Annotated in this window: 15 protein-coding genes; 5 read left to right on the forward strand and 10 right to left on the reverse strand. The window is 67.7% G+C overall.

The genetic code is table 11. The features are described from left to right. Positions 1-5 precede the first annotated feature (5 nt). Positions 6-839 (reverse strand): DUF3097 family protein, encoded by an 834-nt coding sequence (locus AB0876_RS12715; protein ID WP_526042130.1) that lies wholly within the window; start codon positions 837-839, stop codon positions 6-8. Between the two features lie 57 nt (positions 840-896). Here AB0876_RS12715 and AB0876_RS12720 point away from each other — a divergent pair, with 57 nt between their 5' ends. Beyond that, positions 897-2213, forward strand: coding sequence for a serine hydrolase domain-containing protein (locus AB0876_RS12720; protein WP_526042131.1), 1317 nt, complete (start codon positions 897-899; stop codon positions 2211-2213). On the opposite strand, the gene AB0876_RS12725 is transcribed toward AB0876_RS12720, so the two are convergent. Genes AB0876_RS12725 through AB0876_RS12735 form a run of 3 tightly spaced genes read right to left on the reverse strand, consistent with a single transcriptional unit; the run spans position 2200 to position 6855 of the window. Further along, entirely contained in the window at positions 2200-3225 is a 1026-nt protein-coding gene (locus AB0876_RS12725; RefSeq protein WP_491838988.1) for a zinc-binding metallopeptidase family protein, read from the reverse strand. The two genes, AB0876_RS12720 and AB0876_RS12725, sit on opposite strands and share 14 nt — an antisense overlap. Then, entirely contained in the window at positions 3218-4147 is a 930-nt protein-coding gene (locus tag AB0876_RS12730; RefSeq protein ID WP_491838987.1) for a transglutaminase family protein, read from the reverse strand. Before AB0876_RS12730 ends, AB0876_RS12725 begins: the two co-directional genes overlap by 8 nt. Next, a complete protein-coding gene (locus tag AB0876_RS12735; RefSeq protein ID WP_526042132.1) occupies positions 4144-6855 on the reverse strand; it encodes a circularly permuted type 2 ATP-grasp protein in 2712 nt (903 codons plus the stop codon). Before AB0876_RS12735 ends, AB0876_RS12730 begins: the two co-directional genes overlap by 4 nt. 136 nt (positions 6856-6991) lie before the next feature. Here AB0876_RS12735 and AB0876_RS12740 point away from each other — a divergent pair, with 136 nt between their 5' ends. Then, positions 6992-7696 carry a GAP family protein gene (locus tag AB0876_RS12740; RefSeq protein WP_491838985.1) on the forward strand — a complete coding sequence of 235 codons (705 nt, stop codon included), beginning with the start codon at positions 6992-6994 and terminating at the stop codon, positions 7694-7696. Positions 7697-7709: 13 nt separating this feature from the next. On the opposite strand, the gene AB0876_RS12745 is transcribed toward AB0876_RS12740, so the two are convergent. From AB0876_RS12745 to AB0876_RS12755, 3 genes are read right to left on the reverse strand one after another with little or no spacing between them, the layout of a single operon-like run. Continuing rightward, the gene (locus AB0876_RS12745) at positions 7710-8621 is read right to left on the reverse strand and encodes a DUF389 domain-containing protein (protein WP_491838984.1); all 912 of its coding nucleotides are present in this window, start codon (positions 8619-8621) and stop codon (positions 7710-7712) included. Between the two features lie 18 nt (positions 8622-8639). Next, positions 8640-9995, reverse strand: a complete 1356-nt coding sequence (locus AB0876_RS12750) for a DUF4253 domain-containing protein (protein ID WP_526042133.1) — start codon at positions 9993-9995, stop codon at positions 8640-8642. Then, positions 9992-10480, reverse strand: coding sequence for a winged helix-turn-helix transcriptional regulator (locus AB0876_RS12755; RefSeq protein ID WP_276029082.1), 489 nt, complete (start codon positions 10478-10480; stop codon positions 9992-9994). The genes AB0876_RS12750 and AB0876_RS12755 overlap by 4 nt, the downstream gene beginning before the upstream one ends. A gap of 81 nt (positions 10481-10561) precedes the next feature. Here AB0876_RS12755 and AB0876_RS12760 point away from each other — a divergent pair, with 81 nt between their 5' ends. After that, complete coding sequence (locus AB0876_RS12760) at positions 10562-11761, forward strand: thiolase family protein (protein WP_526042343.1); 1200 nt, start codon at positions 10562-10564, stop codon at positions 11759-11761. A gap of 65 nt (positions 11762-11826) precedes the next feature. Here AB0876_RS12760 and AB0876_RS12765 read toward each other — a convergent pair whose 3' ends face one another. Continuing rightward, the gene (locus tag AB0876_RS12765; protein WP_526042134.1) at positions 11827-12288 is read right to left on the reverse strand and encodes a nitroreductase family deazaflavin-dependent oxidoreductase; all 462 of its coding nucleotides are present in this window, start codon (positions 12286-12288) and stop codon (positions 11827-11829) included. After that, complete coding sequence (aspS, locus tag AB0876_RS12770) at positions 12285-14060, reverse strand: aspartate--tRNA ligase (protein WP_491838980.1); 1776 nt, start codon at positions 14058-14060, stop codon at positions 12285-12287. Before aspS ends, AB0876_RS12765 begins: the two co-directional genes overlap by 4 nt. Before the next feature lie 85 nt (positions 14061-14145). Between aspS and AB0876_RS12775 the strand changes: the two genes are divergently transcribed. Then, positions 14146-15042 (forward strand): oxidoreductase, encoded by an 897-nt coding sequence (locus AB0876_RS12775; protein WP_526042135.1) that lies wholly within the window; start codon positions 14146-14148, stop codon positions 15040-15042. Positions 15043-15078: 36 nt separating this feature from the next. Further along, a complete protein-coding gene (locus AB0876_RS12780) occupies positions 15079-15582 on the forward strand; it encodes an SRPBCC family protein (protein ID WP_491838978.1) in 504 nt (167 codons plus the stop codon). 4 nt (positions 15583-15586) lie between these two features. Here the strand turns inward: AB0876_RS12780 and AB0876_RS12785 are convergent, their stop codons facing one another. Beyond that, a complete protein-coding gene (locus AB0876_RS12785; RefSeq protein ID WP_491838977.1) occupies positions 15587-17062 on the reverse strand; it encodes a carboxylesterase/lipase family protein in 1476 nt (491 codons plus the stop codon). Between the last annotated feature and the right edge of the window lie 15 nt (positions 17063-17077).

Here is a 17077-nt window from a genome sequence, read left to right on the forward strand (position 1 = left end):
ACGGGCTACGCCGGCGCGGTCACGAAATCGATGAGTTCCTCGACCCGGCCGATCAGTGCGGGCTCCAGGTCGTTCCAGTCGCGCACCTGCCCGCGGATCCGCTGCCAGGCCCGGGCGATGTCGGCCTGGTCCCGGTGTGGCCAGCCCAGCGCCTCGCAGATGCCGTGCTTCCACTCCACACTGCGCGGGATCGTCGGCCAGGCCTTCATCCCGAGCCGGGCCGGTTTGACGGACTGCCAGATGTCGACGAACGGATGCCCGACCACCAGGGTGTGCTCACCGCCGGGACCTCTCCGCACCGCCTCGGCGATGCGCGCCTCCTTGGACCCGGCGACCAGGTGATCGACCAGCACGCCCAGCCGCCGGCCCGGCCCGGGCGCGAACTCCGCCACGATGTCGGTCAGGTCATCGACGCCGCCCAGATACTCGACGACGACGCCCTCGATGCGCAGATCGGCTCCCCACACCTGCTCGACGAGCTCGGCATCGTGCCGGCCTTCCACGTAGATGCGGCTGGCCAGCGCGACGCGGGCCTTGGCGTTCGGCACCGCCACCGAGCCCGACGCCGTACGAGCGGGTGCGGTGGTCCGCTTGGGCACCACAAGGCTCACCGGCTTGCCGTCGATCAGGAAGCCCGGGCCCATCGGAAACGTCCGCACCTTGCCCCTGCGGTCCTCGAGCTCCACCCGACCGCCCTCGATCCGCACGACAGCACCGACGTAACCACTCTGGGCGTCCTCGACGACCAGTCCCTTCTCCGCGGGCTGCTCGGTCGATCGAGTCAGCTTCGGGGTGTGCGGGTTTCGGGACAGGATGTCGGAACCGTAGCGATCAGTCACGCGGCGATCCTAGAAACGTCCGCGGCGACAGCGGGGTTGCGACATACCATCGTGATCGTGCTGTTAACTCGCACGCTCGCTGCGGCATCGGCGCTGATGTTGATGGCTTCGGCGAGCGCGTGCAGTCCGCGAACCGAACCCGACTGCGGGGTCGCGGGAATGACGGTGTGCCCCAAGCCGAGCGATCATGATCTGCCGAACGTCGCGGGCATGCTGACCTGGAATCAATCGGAACGGGTGGTCGGGTTCCGCAACGACTACCGGGCCTACCCCGGTGACCTGTTCCGCCACGGCGACCCGTTCCCGCTGCCCATGGCCGATCGCCGACTGACCGACGCGTCCTACACGATCGGCGGCGTCACCCACGATCTCGACGACTACCTGAACCGGCAGAGTGTCACCGGGATGCTGGTGCTCAAGGACGGCAAGATCGCCTATGAGCACTACGGCGCCGGAAACGCCCCTTCCACGCTGTGGACCTCGCGGTCGGTCGGCAAGTCCGTGGTGTCCACGCTCGTGGGTATCGCGGTGAAAGAAGGCAAGATCGCGTCCCTCGACGAACCCGTGACCAAGTACGAGCCCGATTTCGTCGGCACCGCATTCGACGGCGTCACCGTGCGCCAGCTCATCACGCACACTTCGGGGGTCGCGTGGAACGAGGACTACACGGACCCGAATTCGGATTTCGCCAAACTCACGGCGTGCGAGGCGGCCGACGACACCTACCGGTGCGTGTACTCACTGGTCCACGGGCTCGAACGGAAACCCGGCGTCACACCGGGCGAGGTCTGGTCGTACACCACGGGCGGCGCCTGGTTGCTCGGTGACCTGCTGGAGAAGGCCACCGGCACCAATCTCGCCACGTATCTGCAGGACAAGATCTGGAAACCATTCGGCATGGCCGATGACGGGGTCTGGCATTCCTACGAGCTCGGGCGTCATGACATGGGCGGACACGGGTTCAACGCCACGTTGACCGACTGGGGACGCTTGGGTCTGTTCGTGATGCGTGACGGTGAACTGCGCGACGGCACGCGGACGCTGCCCGACGGTTGGGTGCGCGACGCACGGACCTGGACGACGGCGCGCGGGTCGGTGACGCCGAGTCATCCTGAGGGCACGTACGGGTACCAGTGGTGGAACAACAGCATCGCGGCCGATGCGGGTGACGTGCGGCCGCCCCGAACTCCCGGCATGGACGAAAATCTCTGGGCACTCGGCATATTCGGACAGGTGATCATGGTCGATCAACGGCAGAACCTCGTGATCGTGCAATGGTCGACCTGGCCGCAGGCCGAACCCGCGTTCAATACCCTGCCGCTGGAGACGTCGCTGATGTTCGGCGCGATCGCAGCCGAACTCAACCGGCCGTGACCTCGTCGATGACGGTGTGAACGAACCGCATCTTCTCCAGGACGGCGGGTGCCAGCACGAACGGGTACAGATCGTCATGGCCCATCGACCGGTTCACCATGTTCAGTGACCACGCCAGCGGCAGCCACATCTCGATGATGGTGTCGAACGCGGCCGGGCCCAACAGACGCCGGCCGAAGATACCGCCGGCCGGAGCGAAACCGAAAGCCGCTGCGGTGTCAAGGGTGTCGCGGATGTGCAGATAGTGGGCGAAGGTTTCGGCCCAGTCCTCGGCAGGGTGCATCGTCGCGTAGGACGACACGAAGTCGTCCTCCCAGCCTGACGGCGGCCCGTCCTCGTAGTGCCGGTCCAAGGCGGCCTGATAGTCGGTGTCCGGGTCTCCGAACAGTTCGGCGAATCGCGCAGCGTAGTCGGGCGACGGCGCCACCAGGCGGTAGAAGTAGTAGTGCCCGATCTCGTGGCGGAAATGGCCGAGCAGCGTCCGGTACGGCTCGTCCATGGCGATCCGCAACTGCTCGCGGTGCACATCGTCGCCCTCGGCCAGGTCCAGGGTGATGACGCCGTTGTGGTGGCCGGTGAACACCTTCTCGAATTCACTGGAGAGCAGGTCGAAGGCCAATCCGAATTCAGGATCCTCGTCGCGGCCGACGATCGGCAGCTTCAGTTCGTGCAGTTCGGCGATCAGCCGACGCTTGGCCTGCTCGGCCTCGGCGAATGACGCCATGGCTGCGGTATCGGCATCTGCGGGACGGGTCCTGGTCAGCCTGCACGACGCACACAACGGATCCTCGCCGATCCGTACCAGCCAATTACATTCGGCCAGATGCAGATTCGCGCACAGCCGGTACTGCTTCTCGTCGACGGCGCCGGCGTGACCGCCCTGTTCGGTATCGGTGATCACCAGCAGCGCCATGTCACCGAGCGAGAAACCGAGTGCACTGCGGCATGACAGGCACAGCGAGTTCTCGAACGCCAGACGCTGGCCGCAGTTCGGACAGTTGAAATCACGCATGCAGCAACCGCTCTCGATCCGGCGGGAACGGCGCCACGTCTACCGACACCTCGATCACGCTGCTGAGGGAATCCGTGTAGATGATGCCGCGGAGCGGGGGGATGTCGGCGTAGTCGCGGCCGAATCCGGTCACGATGTAACGCTCGTCGACCATCTGGTCGTTGGTGGGATCCATTCCCAGCCAGACGTTCTGCGGCGTCCACACCGACGCCCAGGCGTGGGTGGCGTCCACTCCGATCATGCGTTCCTTGCCGGGCGGCGGATCGGTGGCCAGGTAACCCGAGACATAGCTGGCGGCCAGGCCGTTGGCCCGCAGGCAGGCGATGGCCAGACGGGCGAAGTCCTGGCAGACGCCCTCACGAGCCTCCAGCACCTCGGCCACCTGGGTGGACACCGTCGTCGAACCCGACCGGTAGGTGAAGTCGGAGTAGATCCGTGACGTCAGTTCACGAAGCACCTCGATCAACGGTCGTCCGGGCACGAAACTGGGCGCGGCGTACTCCCGCACCGCGTCGGTGATCTCCGGCGGTGAGAGGTCCAGGGTGAACTCCGCGGCCAGCGCCCCATCACCGCCGACCGGGCGGGCCAGCTCCCACGGCGCCCCGGCAGACGCACCTGAATAATGTTCGGGCGCAAACGGGTCCACCTCCACCACGGATTCACCGGTGATACTCAAGGTGCGGTGGCGTTCGGTCACGTGAAAAAACGAGCTGACATTGCCGTAGGCGTCGCGGCTGGTGGAACTGTCCGCCGCCGCCGGCTCGATCGTCAGGTGGTGGGACAGGCAGCGCTGCCAAGGCAGATCACGTGGCGTGAGGAAACCGCGTCCGTAGGAACTGGTGACATCGTCGGAATAGCGATACACGGTGCGGTGGATGATCTCGTAACAGCGGGTTCCCGCCGCGCCGGCAGGTCCGGTCATGGCATCACCCGCCGCTCGTCGGGCCCCCACAGCGGTTGCATCCCACCGGGAACCGACAGGTGCGCCGCGGTGATGACAGCCGAGAGATCGCGCAGGCCGGCGTGCACTCCGTCGAGTAGACCGGCCAGTTCCGCTCGGGTGCCGTCCTCGCTGACCTCCTCGAGGTCTGCCGGGTCCAGGCGGCGCAGTCGGGTGGCAAGTTCGTCGATCAGTCGTTCCGGGCGCGACGACCCCGACGCTCCGGGCAGTGGCCTGAGGTCGGATCGGATGCGTTCCAACTGGTAGATCAACGACCTGGGATTCTCGGCGTCGAACAACAGCAGTTCAGCGATCGCGGCGACGCTGATCAGCCCGGGATTCCGCCGCCGATAGATCACCGACGATTCACAGACCACCAGGGCCGACTCGGCCACGGCGCGTTCGGCTGCCGCACTGCGCACCGCCGTCAAGGTGGCGCGCAGCAGCGCGGTCAGCGCCAGCCCGCGCTCGATGCGCTTGCCGAGATCCATCACCGTCCAGCCGACGTCCTGCACCATCGATTCCGCGGCCACCCCGGACAACGCCAACATCCCGGCCAGGGTCTGGCTGTGCGCGGTGGCGAGGTATCCCTCTGCGACATTGGGCGACTGGGGCGGAACGGCCGACGGCCGCAGCACCGCGCGTTCGACACCGGCCAGCACCATCCAGGTGTCGTTGGACATCTGGTCGCGTACCGCCCGGGCGGCCAACCCGAGCCGTTCCACCGACTGGGCGAGCGATCCCGACCGATGCCGGTCCGCGGTGGCCGACCACACCGTGGTCGGGGCGATCGCGATCATCTCGTGGGCATCGGCGGCGTCACCGGTGTCGGTTCCCGTGATCGACCCGACCGCAGCGAGCAGCACCGGAACACACTGGCTTTCATCGAGATCCAGTCGATAGCGGTACTCGTGGTAGCGCTCCCGGGTGACGGTGAGCAGCCGGGCCATGCCCTCCGCTCGTTCGGCATACCGGCCCATCCAGAACAGGTCGGCGAGCACACGGGGCGAGCTGACCGCCCCGGTCGGACTGGGCACGGCAATCGCGGAGACCAGCTCGACCGAGACCGGCGGGATGCGCTCGGCCGTGACGCGCTGCGGTGCATTCACCCAAACATCCTTGGCAGCAAGGGTGTTCATCCGGTAGGCGGCGTTCCCGGGAGCGACCACGTAGCCCAGCCCACCGATCATCGGCGCATATCCGCCACGCTGGGCCACGGTGAACAACCGCATTCCGACATTTCCTGCCGACAACCCCTTGGACCGGTAATTGGTTGGCGCGGTGGAGAACTGGGGCAGATCCTGCCCCACCCACCGAGTCGGGTCGGCTTCGATGCGGGTGGCCAGCTCGGCGCGCTCCGCGGCCGCAAGCGTCGGCCCGACAATCGTGGCACCGCCGCTCACCGGCCGGATCAGCAACGACGACAGCTTGGTGAGCAGATGGGAGCGCTCGATGTCGATACCGCCCCAGTACATCGGAGCCGTCGCCAACTGTGGCTTCTCGTCGAGCAACAGCTCGGCCAGCTGCGGCAGAAACCGTGCCAGGCCGGGACTTTCGAGAATTCCGCTGCCCAGGGTATTGACCACCGTCACCGAACCGCGACGCAACGCCTCGACCAGCCCCACCACGCCGAGCCGGGAATCGGGACGAAGATCCAGCGGATCCACATATTCGGCGTCGACTCGGCGCAACACCACGTCGACACGTTTGAGCGTGCCCAGCGACCGCATCCACACCGTGCCGTCGCGGACCACCAGATCGGCACTCTCCACCAGCGGGAAGCCGAGCACCCCAGCCAGGTAGGCCTGGTCGAAGGCGGTCTCGGAATGGATCCCGGGACTGAGCACCACGACCACGGGCTCTTCCGCAGCTTCGGGGGCCGCGTCGAGCAGCGCCAGGCGCAACGCCTGCGCCCACGGCGAGGTGGGGCGCGGACCTACCCGCTCGTAGAGGTCGGGGGCAGCGTGCGCGACGACGCGGCGATCCGCCAGGGCGTAGCCGGCGCCTGAGGGCGCCTGTGTCCAGTCCGCATTCACCATGAAGGCGCCGTCGTCGCCGCGGCTGACGTCGCAGCCGTGGAGGAACAGCTGATGGCGTCCGGGCACCACGATGCCGCGCGCGGCCCGCACATATCCGGGATGGGCGAACAACAACGGCGCCGGCAGCACCCCACTGGTGATCGAGCGGCGGGCGCCGTACAGATCGGTCAATACCGCATCGAGTAGCCGGGACCGCTGCACCAGACCTGATTCCAGGCAGTCCCAGTCCGGCGCCGAGAGCACCAGGGGCAGGGCGTCGAGATGCCAGGGGCCCGGCACCGCGGTGCCGTCGTCATCGGTGACCACCTCCCCCAGGTGATCCATCTGGATGTAGGTGATGCCGTCGTTGTCGACAAGGCCGCGCACCGTGGCACGCAGCCGGTCCAGGCCGTCACGGCCACGCTCGCCGACGCCTGCGGCCAACTCGCGCCAGGCCGGGCGGACATTGCCCGAGGCGTCGATCAACTCGTCGTAGCCGGCACCGACGCCGTCGTCGCGCACCTCGAACAACGCACGCTGGGCCCGGGAACGTCGGTAGGCGGCCAGCACACCGTCGACGTCCATCCCGTCGGCGGCGCCACTCGCACCGGTGTCCAGGGCAACACCGGTGGCCTGAGCGGACTCCGGTGAGCCGTTCGCGCGAAGAACCATCAGTGAAGAACGGTACGCACCCTCCGATGATCCGGGCTTGCTTGGCGCACCGAGGCGCCCAGATGCGGCCGGATTTGCCCGGCGCTGGTTGAATTCAGCGGTGAGGTAACCGAGCGAAGGGATGTGGCCGCCGGCGATGTGGAGCACCGTGCTGGTGATGGCCGTCGTGGCGGCAGTCGATCCGCTCAGAATCGGGGTCGTGGCCTTCATGCTGTCCCGGTCACGGCCGGTGCGGTTGCTGCTCCCGTTCTTCGTGTTCGCCTTCACCGCCAACGTCGCGGTGGGCGCCGCGGTGGTGTTCGTGTTCAAGAACGTCGCCGGCGACGGTGGGAGCAGCATGCCCCCGGGCCTGGAGATCGGCATCGGTGTCGTGGCGCTGGCTATCGGCGTCCTGTCCCTCACGGGCGTGCTCGAACGCCTGGTCACGAGGGTGCGCACGCGCGGGACAGCCCCCGCCGCAGCCTCGGCGGACTCGGTGCCGGGTCTGTCGAAACTGCCGGACGGGATGCAGGCCGCGCTGCGGGGCGAGGCGCCGTGGGCCGCCGGACTGCTGGGCCTGATCAACGGTTTCCCCACCCCGTACTACCTGGCCGCGATGGCTGCCGCCCTGACCTCGGGCGCCGCGGTGACCGAGCAGATGGCCGCGATGGTCGTGTTCAATCTGGTCGGTTTCCTCGCGGCGATCATCCCGATCATCAGTTTCTGGGTGGCTCCGGCCGCCACGAGGTCCGGCGTCGAGCGGATCTATGAGTGGATGGGAATTCACCATCGGCTGGTGGTGGCCGTGATCGCCGGCGCGGTCGGCGTGTACTTCCTGGCCACGGGCATCAGCCACCTGTGACGACGCGGTCCCGTCAGCGGGTCGCGAATCTGCGGTAGATCGCCAGCATCACGACGCCCGCCATGGTGATGCCCACCAGGTTCACGCCCAACTGCAGTACCGACCGGGCCGCGATGTCCCATTCCCCGACCGTCGCGGCGACCACCGCGAAACCGGCGGCAGGAACCGTCGTCACCGATATGAAGACACCCACCAGCGCCGCGGATTTCGCCGACACGAGCGACAACATCCCGGCCGCGCCGGCGAGCAGGGCCACCACCAACGAGAACGGGCCCACCTGGAAGATGAAGTCCACCTGCTGCAGGTCACGGAAGCTGGTCAACGACACCCATCCCAGGGCTTCGAAACCCAAGGTGGCAAGGGCGGTAACGGTCATCGCGAAGGGGAAGCCGATCAACAGCGCCGCACCCGCGCGACGGGCCAGCGACATCCGCCGCTGCACCAGCGCGACTGCGAGTGCCGCCAGAGGCCCGAACTCGGGCCCGACAACCATGGCACCGACCACGGTGACCGCGGAGTCGGTGATGACGCCGATCGCGGCGAGCAGGCACGCGATGCACAGGAACATAAGGTACGTCGCATTGAGGCTGGACTCCTCGCGGGTACGCGACACCAGCTCGTCCCAGATCACCGCATCGGCGCCGTCGCCCTCGGTGGCATCCTCGGCATGAAAGGCCGACGCGGACAGGACGGTGTCGAGAGGCTCGAGGGTGATGGCCCCCAAGTGCGGCACATCAAGGGATTTCAGCCGCTCCACGACATCGTTGGCTGCTTCCCGGACCAGAATGGCCGTGATCTCGTCACCGGCCGGATCCCTCGCATCCCCGGCGTGCACCACCACATTCGTGACGCCGGCTTCCCGGTCGAGGACGTTCAGGATCGGCTGACGCAGATCGGTGGGCGCGATGACGCGTAAGTGCAGCACGGGCCGAGAGTAGCGCTCTCAATCCCACCAGAAGACCCACAGCGGATGCGCCAGCATGCGCGCCAGCGCATCGAGCGAACCGGCCTCGGTGTTGACTGTGTCGTCGCAATACAGATAAGCCTCCAGGGCGACGGTGAGCGCCTCTTGCCGGCTGCGCGGTGGCTGATTGGCCACCAACACCAGGAACTCGGCATCGAGGGCCAACAACTCGGTCCCGTAGTGGGCGGACCAGCGGCGCAGGATCGCCGCGTGTTCGGCACCGAGGACGTCCGAATTGATCGCGCCCGACCACTGCAGCAGTCCGGGAACCAGCCAATCCGCGGGGGTGGGAATCAACGCCAGTCGGGTGTACTTCCCGCGAGAGTCGAAGTCGGCGAACTGCTGCCGCCAGTCCCCCGGGTCGCCGGCATCGAAACCGGACGGATAACGCGGGATGTCGTACTCGGCGGTGCGGATTTCGAACTCGCGTTCCAGCCATCGAGCGCCGTCGAGTTCAGCTGCCAATACCGGTGTTTCGTCGGCCACACCGTCCATCCCGATCCGATGCCAGGCCATGTCGGTGAGCAGCACGGGCCACAATCCCGTCACCGGAAACCGCGTGCGAACGGCAAGCCACGCCTCCGTGGCAGGAACACCCGCCGGCACCGGGACCGTCCACATCGGTGCCCGGTGGGCCAGCAGGTCGTCGTGGCGTTTCAGTTCGCCCAGCACGACCCCGGCCGCAGCAAGAGCAGCGCCGGGATCCCGTGGTGGGGCTACCGCCGGCGGTGGCGCGGTCACCGGATCTGGCGCGAACGGCGGCGCCTCCAGCTCCGGCACCTCCGGCACGGGTGCCGGCGTGGGCAGGAACGGAGGATCGCCGGCAGCTGAGGGCGCCGCCGTAGGCCGACCGGTCAGCAACTGCGCGAGTCCGATCAGGTCCGCGGCCACGGCAGTGACGGTGACTCCCTGGCCGCCGTCCTGGACCGCCCATACCGGGTTGGCACCCGGCCCCTGCTTCAGAAACGCCACCCCGTAGACCGGCACCACCCCGGGTTCCTGGGCGAATTTGGCACTGGCCAGCTTCAGCGCGGCGTCGCCACCCGGGTTGTCGCCCCAGGCGGGGTGCCACAGCCCACCCTCGCGTACGGCATGCAGCAACTCACGCACCGGCCGGCCGATGTGCGCCCGAAGGGTCACGTCGTCGGCGTTGCGCCAGTCGGGCCAGCCGTCCCCCACCGGCAGCCCGGCGGACAGGAAGTCGCGGTGATCATCGTTGAGCCACAGGGAGAATCGCGATTCGAGCGTATTCAGTTCGGCCGCGGTGAGCCCCGGCTCGATACGCCACTGACCGTGTTCGGCCAGGATCTCGACCGCACGTGCGCCTACGGTCACGACGTGGGACGTTCGAAGCGCACGACGAGTTCGTCGGCCGGCACCGGGTGCCCTTCGTCGCAGCGGATCTCGACGCCGGCCAGTGCTCCGCATCCGTCGTGTGCGAGGCGCAGGCCCGTGTCACCGAGATGCTTGCGGCCCCACTCGAACATCGCCCACACCACCGGCATGAAGTCGGTTCCGGAGTCGGTGAGCACATACTCGTCGCGTTCCCGCTGACCCGGCTCCCGATACGGCCGCTTCGCCAGTAGTCCGGCGGCCACGAGGTCGGACAACCGCGCCGATGTCGCGGCCTTGGTGATCCCGACCCGGCGGGCAAAATCGTCGAACCTGGTGGTGCCGTAGAAGGCCTCGCGCATGATCAACATCGCCGACTTGGTGCCCGCGAACGCCATCGTCCGCTCGATCGGGCAGTGCCCCACCGCCGACCAGGCGTCACGGTCGGCCAGCTTGCCCTGCAGCATTCCCACGGAATCAAACCCCATCCCTGAGTTGTTCTAACTATACCCAGGTGCTATATCTGGGTACTCATCACAATACTCAGCGTGGAGCATCAGGAGGCCAAGATGACCGGATATGCAGACCGGGACGCAGTCATCGTCGGAGCGGTCCGGACCCCGATCGGCAAAGGCAAAGCCAACGGCGCACTGCACGGCGTGCTGCCTGCGGACCTGCTGGCGCACAGCCTGCGTGAGCTGATCACCCGCACCGGCGTCGACCCGGTACTGGTCGACGACGTGATCGCCGGCGCAGTCACGCAGGTGGGCGACCAGGCGGTGAACATCGCGCGCAACGCACTACTGGGCGCAGGCTTCCCCGAAACCGTTCCGGGGACCACGGTCGACCGCCAGTGCGGCAGCAGCCAGCAGGCGATCAGCTTCGCCGCCCAGGGGGTGCTCGCCGGCGCCTACGACATCGTGATCGCCGCAGGCGTGGAGTCCATGTCGCGGGTACCGATGGGCAGTTCGGTACTGCCGGGCAGCGATCCGTTCGGCCTGGACTTTGCGAAGCGCTACTCCGAAGGCCTTGTACCGCAAGGGATCAGTGCCGAGCTCATCGCTGCCAAATGGGGATTCTCCCGCGCTCAGCTCGACGAGTTCTCGGCAGGCAGCCACGAAAAGGCCGCCCGAGCTACCAAGGACGGACTGTTCGAGGCCGAACTCGCCCCGGTCGCCGGGCTGAGCACCGACGAGATCATCCGGCCGGGAACGACCGTGGAGACCTTGTCCGGTCTGAAGCCCGCGTTCTACAACGAGGCCTACGCCGCGCGCTTCCCCCAGATCAACTGGGAGATCACCCCGGGTAACTCGTCACCACTGTCGGACGGCAGCGCCGCGGTGATGATCACCAGCGGTGCCACGGCCCGGAAGCTCGGACTCAAGCCGCTGGCTCGTATCCACACCACGACCGTGGTGGGATCGGACCCGCTGTACATGTTGACCGGTGTCATCCCCGCCACCGAAAAGGTCTTGGCGCGTGCGGGTTTGACGCTCGCGGACATCGATCTGTTCGAGGTCAACGAGGCGTTCGCTCCGGTGGTGCTGGCCTGGGCTGCGGAACTGGGTGGGGCCACAGGCTTCGATCTGCTCTCCAAGACAAACGTCAACGGCGGGGCCATCGCGATCGGACACCCGCTCGGTGCAAGCGGAGCCCGCATCATGACCACCCTGGTCAACGCGCTCGAACAGCGCGGCGGCCGGTACGGCCTGCAAACGATGTGTGAGGGCGGCGGTATGGCGAACGCCACGATCCTCGAGCGGCTGTAGCCCGTTTGTCACGCTGGAGTGGCACTCGGCTTCCACTGCCACTCCAGCGTGACAGTTGCGCACACTTACGCGCGGACCAGCTCGAAAAGCGGGATGGCCCGGGCAGTTTTCGACTGGTACTCGGCGAACACCGGGGCGCGCTCGATGATCTTGGGGTAGGCGGCGTCGCGCTCGTCGGCGGGCAACTCCCGCGAGACGACGTCGTAGGCCTCGGAGCCGACTTCGATCCGGGCCTGCGGGTTCGCCCGCAGGTTGTGCACCCACGCGGGGTCCTTGGGCCCACCGGCGTAGGAACCGACGATCAGCATCGCGCCGTCGATGTCCAGATAGGCCAGCGGCGACAGCCGGGGCTGACCGGATTTGGCTCCGGTGGTATGCAACAGCAGCAGCGTGCCACCCTCGAAGGGCCCGCCTACCTTGCCACCATTGGCCCGGAATTCCTCGACGACGTTGCGGTTGAAGTTGTCGAGGGCCGCCACGTCGGCGACGAGTTCGGTCTTGTCGAAATCAGGATCGATATCGCTCATGCCTTCTTGAGCTCCTCGGGCTTGGCGTCTATTCCCGATTCCTTACGCTGCTGCGGGGTGATCGGCGCCGGGGCGTCGGTCAGCGGGTCGACGCCGCCGCCGGACTTGGGGAACGCGATCACCTCACGGATCGAGTCGACCCCGGCCAGCAGCGCGGTGATGCGGTCCCAGCCGAACGCCAGACCACCGTGCGGCGGTGCGCCAAAGGCGAAGGCGTCCAACAGGAATCCGAACTTGTCCTGAGCCTCGGCATGGTCGATGCCCATCATCGCGAACACCCGCTCCTGGATGTCGCGTCGGTGGATACGGATCGAGCCGCCACCGATCTCGTTGCCGTTGCAGACGATGTCGTAGGCATCGGACAGCGCGCTGCCGGGATCGGTGTCGAAGGTGTCCTCCGATTCGACCTTCGGCGCGGTGAATGCGTGGTGCACGGCCGTCCAGGCACCCGAGCCAACGGCCACGTCGCCCGAGGCGGTCGCCACGTCGGCAGGCTCGAACATCGGGAAGTCCACCACCCAGGTGAACGCCCAGGCTGCCGGGTCGATCAGGTCCAGGCGCTTGGCGATCTCGATGCGGGTGGCGCCCAACAGCGCGCGCGCCGTGCGGGCCGGGCCCGCCGCGAAGAACACGCAGTCACCGGGCTTGGCACCGACGTGGGCGGCCAGACCGTCGCGCTCGGCGTCGGTGAGGTTCTTGGCCACGGGACCGCCCAGCGTGCCGTCCTCGCCCACGAGTACATAGGCCAGGCCCTTGTGGCCGCGCTGCTTGGCGAACTCCTGCCAGCCGTCGAGGGTGCGACGCGGCTGTGACGCTCCGCCCTCCATCACGACCGCGCCCACATACGGGGCCTGGAACACCCGGAACGGGGTGTCCTTGAAGTACTCGGTGCACTCGATGAGTTCGACGCCGAACCGCAGGTCCGGCTTGTCGGAGCCGAACCGACGCATCGCCTCGTCGTAGCTGATCCGCGGCAATGGCAGCGGCAGTTCGTAGCCGATGGTCGACCAGACCGCCCGCAGGACCTGCTCGGCGATTCCCATCACATCGTCGGCGTCGACGAAGCTGAGCTCCATGTCCAGCTGGGTGAACTCCGGCTGGCGGTCCGCGCGGAAGTCCTCGTCACGGTAGCAGCGCGCGATCTGGTAGTAGCGCTCCATGCCCGCGACCATGAGCAGCTGCTTGAACAGCTGCGGGCTCTGCGGCAGCGCGTAGAACGAGCCGGGTTGCAACCGCGCGGGCACCAGGAAGTCGCGCGCGCCCTCCGGAGTGGAGCGCGTCAGGGTCGGGGTCTCGATCTCGACGAAGTCATGCTCGGCCAGCACGTTGCGAGCGGCCGCGTTCACCTTGGAGCGCAACCGGATTGCGTTACCCGGGCCCTCACGGCGCAGATCCAGGTAGCGGTACTTGAGCCTGGCTTCCTCGCCCGCGGTCTCGTCGAGCTGGAACGGCAGCGGGGCGCTCTCCCCCAGCACTGTCAGCGACGTCGCGTTGACCTCGATCTGCCCGGTGGCGATCTCGGGGTTCTCGTTGCCCTCCGGACGTACCTCGACGACGCCGGTGACGGCGATGCAGAACTCGGCGCGCAACCGGTGGGCGGCGGCGAGCACGTCGCCCTCGCGGAACACCACCTGCGACACGCCGGATGCGTCGCGCAGATCGATGAAGATGACGCCGCCGTGGTCACGGCGGCGCGCCACCCAACCCGCCAGTGTCACGGTCTGACCGGCATCGGTGGCCCGCAACGAACCGGCGGCATGACTGCGCAGCACGAAAACTCCTGAGTGTTGAGTCGAGAAAGACTGGTGGTGACGACTGACCAGTCTAGAGAGTGGCCTGCGACGGTAACTTGGCGACATGACCTCCCCCATCGCAGTTATCGGACCGGGGGCCATCGGGTCCACCGTCGCCGCCCTGCTGCATGCCGCGGGCCGGCCGGTCCTGCTGTGCGGCCGGACCCCGCGCGACGGCATCGAAGTCCGGCCCGACGATGGGGACCCCATCCGGGTACCTGGGCCGGTGCACACCGATCCCGACAGTGTGGAGGGCCCACTGGACGTGGTCTTTCTTGCCGTCAAGGACACCCAGAACGCCCAGGCTGCAGCGTGGCTGGACCGGCTGTGCGACGAGAAGACCGTGGTGTGCGCGCTGCAGAACGGCGTGGAACAGGTCGAGCGCGTGAGCGGGATCAGCCGGCACACCGACAAGTCCCACGTGGTGCCCGCGGCGGTGTGGATCTCCTCGGAGACACAATCCGGCGGTTGGGTGCGGTTGCGCAGCGAGGCCCGGTTGGTGCTGCCCGACACTCCGGCGGCCGAGGTCGTCGCCGAGGCAGTGCGCGACACCGCGATCACCGTCGAACACGATCCCGATTTCCGCAGCGCTGCCTGGCGCAAGCTGCTGGTCAATGCCGTGGTGGGGTTCATGGTGCTGGCCGACCGGCGGGCGGGCATGTTCCGCCGGGACGACGTGGCCGCGCTGGCGCGGCGCTATCTGACCGAATGCCTGGCCGTGGCCCGGGCCGACGGCGCCGGCCTGGGTGACGAGGTCGTCGACGAGATCGTCTCCATGTTGGCCGCCGCGCCCGAGGACCTGACCACCTCGATGCTGACCGACCACCAGGCCGGCCGACCGCTGGAGTGGGATGTCCGCAACGGCGTCATCGTCCGCAAGGCGGCCGCGCACGGCCTGCCCACCCCGATCAGTGACGTGGTGGTCCCGCTGCTGGCGGCGGCCGGCGACGGGCCGGGCTGACCCGCCAGTAGACACTCTCCCCTAGGGTGTCTACCCATGGCCCGGACCTACCAGTGCGAACGCGTCGAGTTGGACTTCATCGACCGTGCGCCGTTCCGCTTCGTCAGCACCGTCGACCTCGCCATCACTCCCGAGCAACTGTTCGAGGTGCTCAGCGACGCGTCCTCATGGCCGCACTGGGCCACCGTGATCACCAATGTGGAATGGACCAGCCCAGAACCCCGCGGCGTCGGCACCACCCGCACCGTCACGATGCGCGGGCACATCACCGGAGATGAGGAATTCCTGGCCTGGGAACCCTTCTCCCACATGGCTTTCCGGTTCAACACCAGCACCTCGAACGCGATCTCGGCCTTCGCCGAGGACTACCGCGTGGTGGAGACGGCCGACGGCTGCCACCTGACCTGGGTGATGGCCATGAAGCCCAGCGGCCTGGCCGGCCGGCTCGGGATGACCATGGGCCAGCCGGTGATGGCGTGGCTGTTCCAGCGCTTCCTGCACAACCTCCGCCGGTATACCGACGAGCGCTACGGCAAGTAGGCCGCTAACCGAGCCCGTCCCACACCTGGCGTCGCACCGCGTCGGGATCGGCCACGGTCTCGTCACGCGTGGACCGGATCACCCGGGTCAACCGGCGGTCGGTGTCGTACTCCGGCCAGTCGGCGACCTCGGCCCGGGCGAAGTCCAGCCAGGTACGTTGCATCCGCCGACCGACCGACGGCTGCACCCGGCGACCCAGCGGGTGCAGCTTGCGACCCAGATATGACCCGTAGCTGTGCTGGATGTGCACGATCTCGCTGCCGTGGGTGGCGCCAAGTCCCAGCACCTTGAGCGTCCACGTGGTGTGGTCGAACCGGTATACGTGAGTCGGCGCGTGTGCACTGTAGGCATCGGCGAACGCCCAGGTCGGTGCACCGAACATGACGTCGGAGCCAAATGCGATCAGCGCCCGGCGGCGCGGAAAACCGGGATACGCGGCCAGCACCCGATCGCGGTCGTCCGGGCCGTGGCGCCGCAGATAGTCCTCGACCCCTGCCAGCGTGGTCGGCAGCATCGGCGGCTTACCCCAGGCGAACATCGACGCCTCGTGGCTGTTGGTGCCGATGATCAACGGCACCGCGGACACCGCACCCGCGCGCGCCGCCTCGGTCGGATGCAACGGCAGTAGATCGACACCGTGGGTCAGCCCGTAGGCCAACGTCGGTGTCTGCTGGGCACTCTCGAGCTGCAGTTGCCCCGCGGCCCGGCGCAGTTGCCGCTGTGGCAGCACTTTGAGCTGCTCGGCCCCCACTCCGAGCAGTTGCATGAAGCGGCGCGACTGACGGGCCCGGTCTTCCCGGTCGGCGATCAGCGGTAACGCCGGACTCTGCGCGATCGCCCGGTCGAACAACCCGTCGGCCACCGGGCTGGCCAGCAGCGCCAACACCGATGTGGCACCGGCCGATTCACCGAACACCGTCACCTGCCGGGGATCGCCACCGAATGCGGCGATGTTGTCGCGCACCCATTGCAGTGCGGCGATCTGGTCCCTCAGGCACAGATTGTCGTCGAATCCCTCACCGAGGTCACCGAGTTCGAATCCGCCGAACACGCCGAGCCGATAGGTCACGTTGACGACCACCACGTTGCCGTTCTCGGCCAGCCGCGAGCCGTTGTACAGCTGCAACTGGCCCGCGCCGTAGACAAAGGCGCCGCCGGGGATCCACACCATCACCGGCAACGAGCCGCCCGTGTCCGGGGACCAGACGGTGACGGTCAGGCAAGCCTCGTCACGCACCTTGGGGTCGTCGCGACCGCCCCCGACGAACGAACGGCCTTGTGGCGGCAACGGGCCGTGCTCCACGGCGTCACGCACTCCGGTCCAGGGCACCACCGGCCGAGGTGCCAGGAAACGCAGTGCGCCGATGGGCTGCTGGGCGTACTCGACACCTCGCCACACGCTGACCCCGCCTTCACGGGTACCGCGTAGCCGCCCCAGCGAGGTGTGGGCAATGGTCGAATGTTCCGCAACGACGGACACGTCTGAATCGTAGTG

The sequence above is a fragment of the Mycobacterium sp. NPDC049093 genome, assembly GCF_040704635.1.
Lineage (GTDB): Bacteria > Actinomycetota > Actinomycetes > Mycobacteriales > Mycobacteriaceae > Mycobacterium.

Coding starts and splice junctions, on each gene's coding strand:
- AB0876_RS12725 (WP_491838988.1), bottom strand. CDS start 3,225: ATGCGTGATTTCAACTGTCCGAACTGCGGCCAGCGTCTGGCGTTCGAG.
- AB0876_RS12730 (WP_491838987.1), bottom strand. CDS start 4,147: ATGACCGGACCTGCCGGCGCGGCGGGAACCCGCTGTTACGAGATCATC.
- AB0876_RS12735 (WP_526042132.1), bottom strand. CDS start 6,855: ATGGTTCTTCGCGCGAACGGCTCACCGGAGTCCGCTCAGGCCACCGGT.
- AB0876_RS12740 (WP_491838985.1), top strand. CDS start 6,992: ATGTGGAGCACCGTGCTGGTGATGGCCGTCGTGGCGGCAGTCGATCCG.
- AB0876_RS12755 (WP_276029082.1), bottom strand. CDS start 10,480: ATGGGGTTTGATTCCGTGGGAATGCTGCAGGGCAAGCTGGCCGACCGT.
- AB0876_RS12760 (WP_526042343.1), top strand. CDS start 10,562: ATGACCGGATATGCAGACCGGGACGCAGTCATCGTCGGAGCGGTCCGG.
- AB0876_RS12765 (WP_526042134.1), bottom strand. CDS start 12,288: ATGAGCGATATCGATCCTGATTTCGACAAGACCGAACTCGTCGCCGAC.
- AB0876_RS12775 (WP_526042135.1), top strand. CDS start 14,146: ATGACCTCCCCCATCGCAGTTATCGGACCGGGGGCCATCGGGTCCACC.
- AB0876_RS12780 (WP_491838978.1), top strand. CDS start 15,079: ATGGCCCGGACCTACCAGTGCGAACGCGTCGAGTTGGACTTCATCGAC.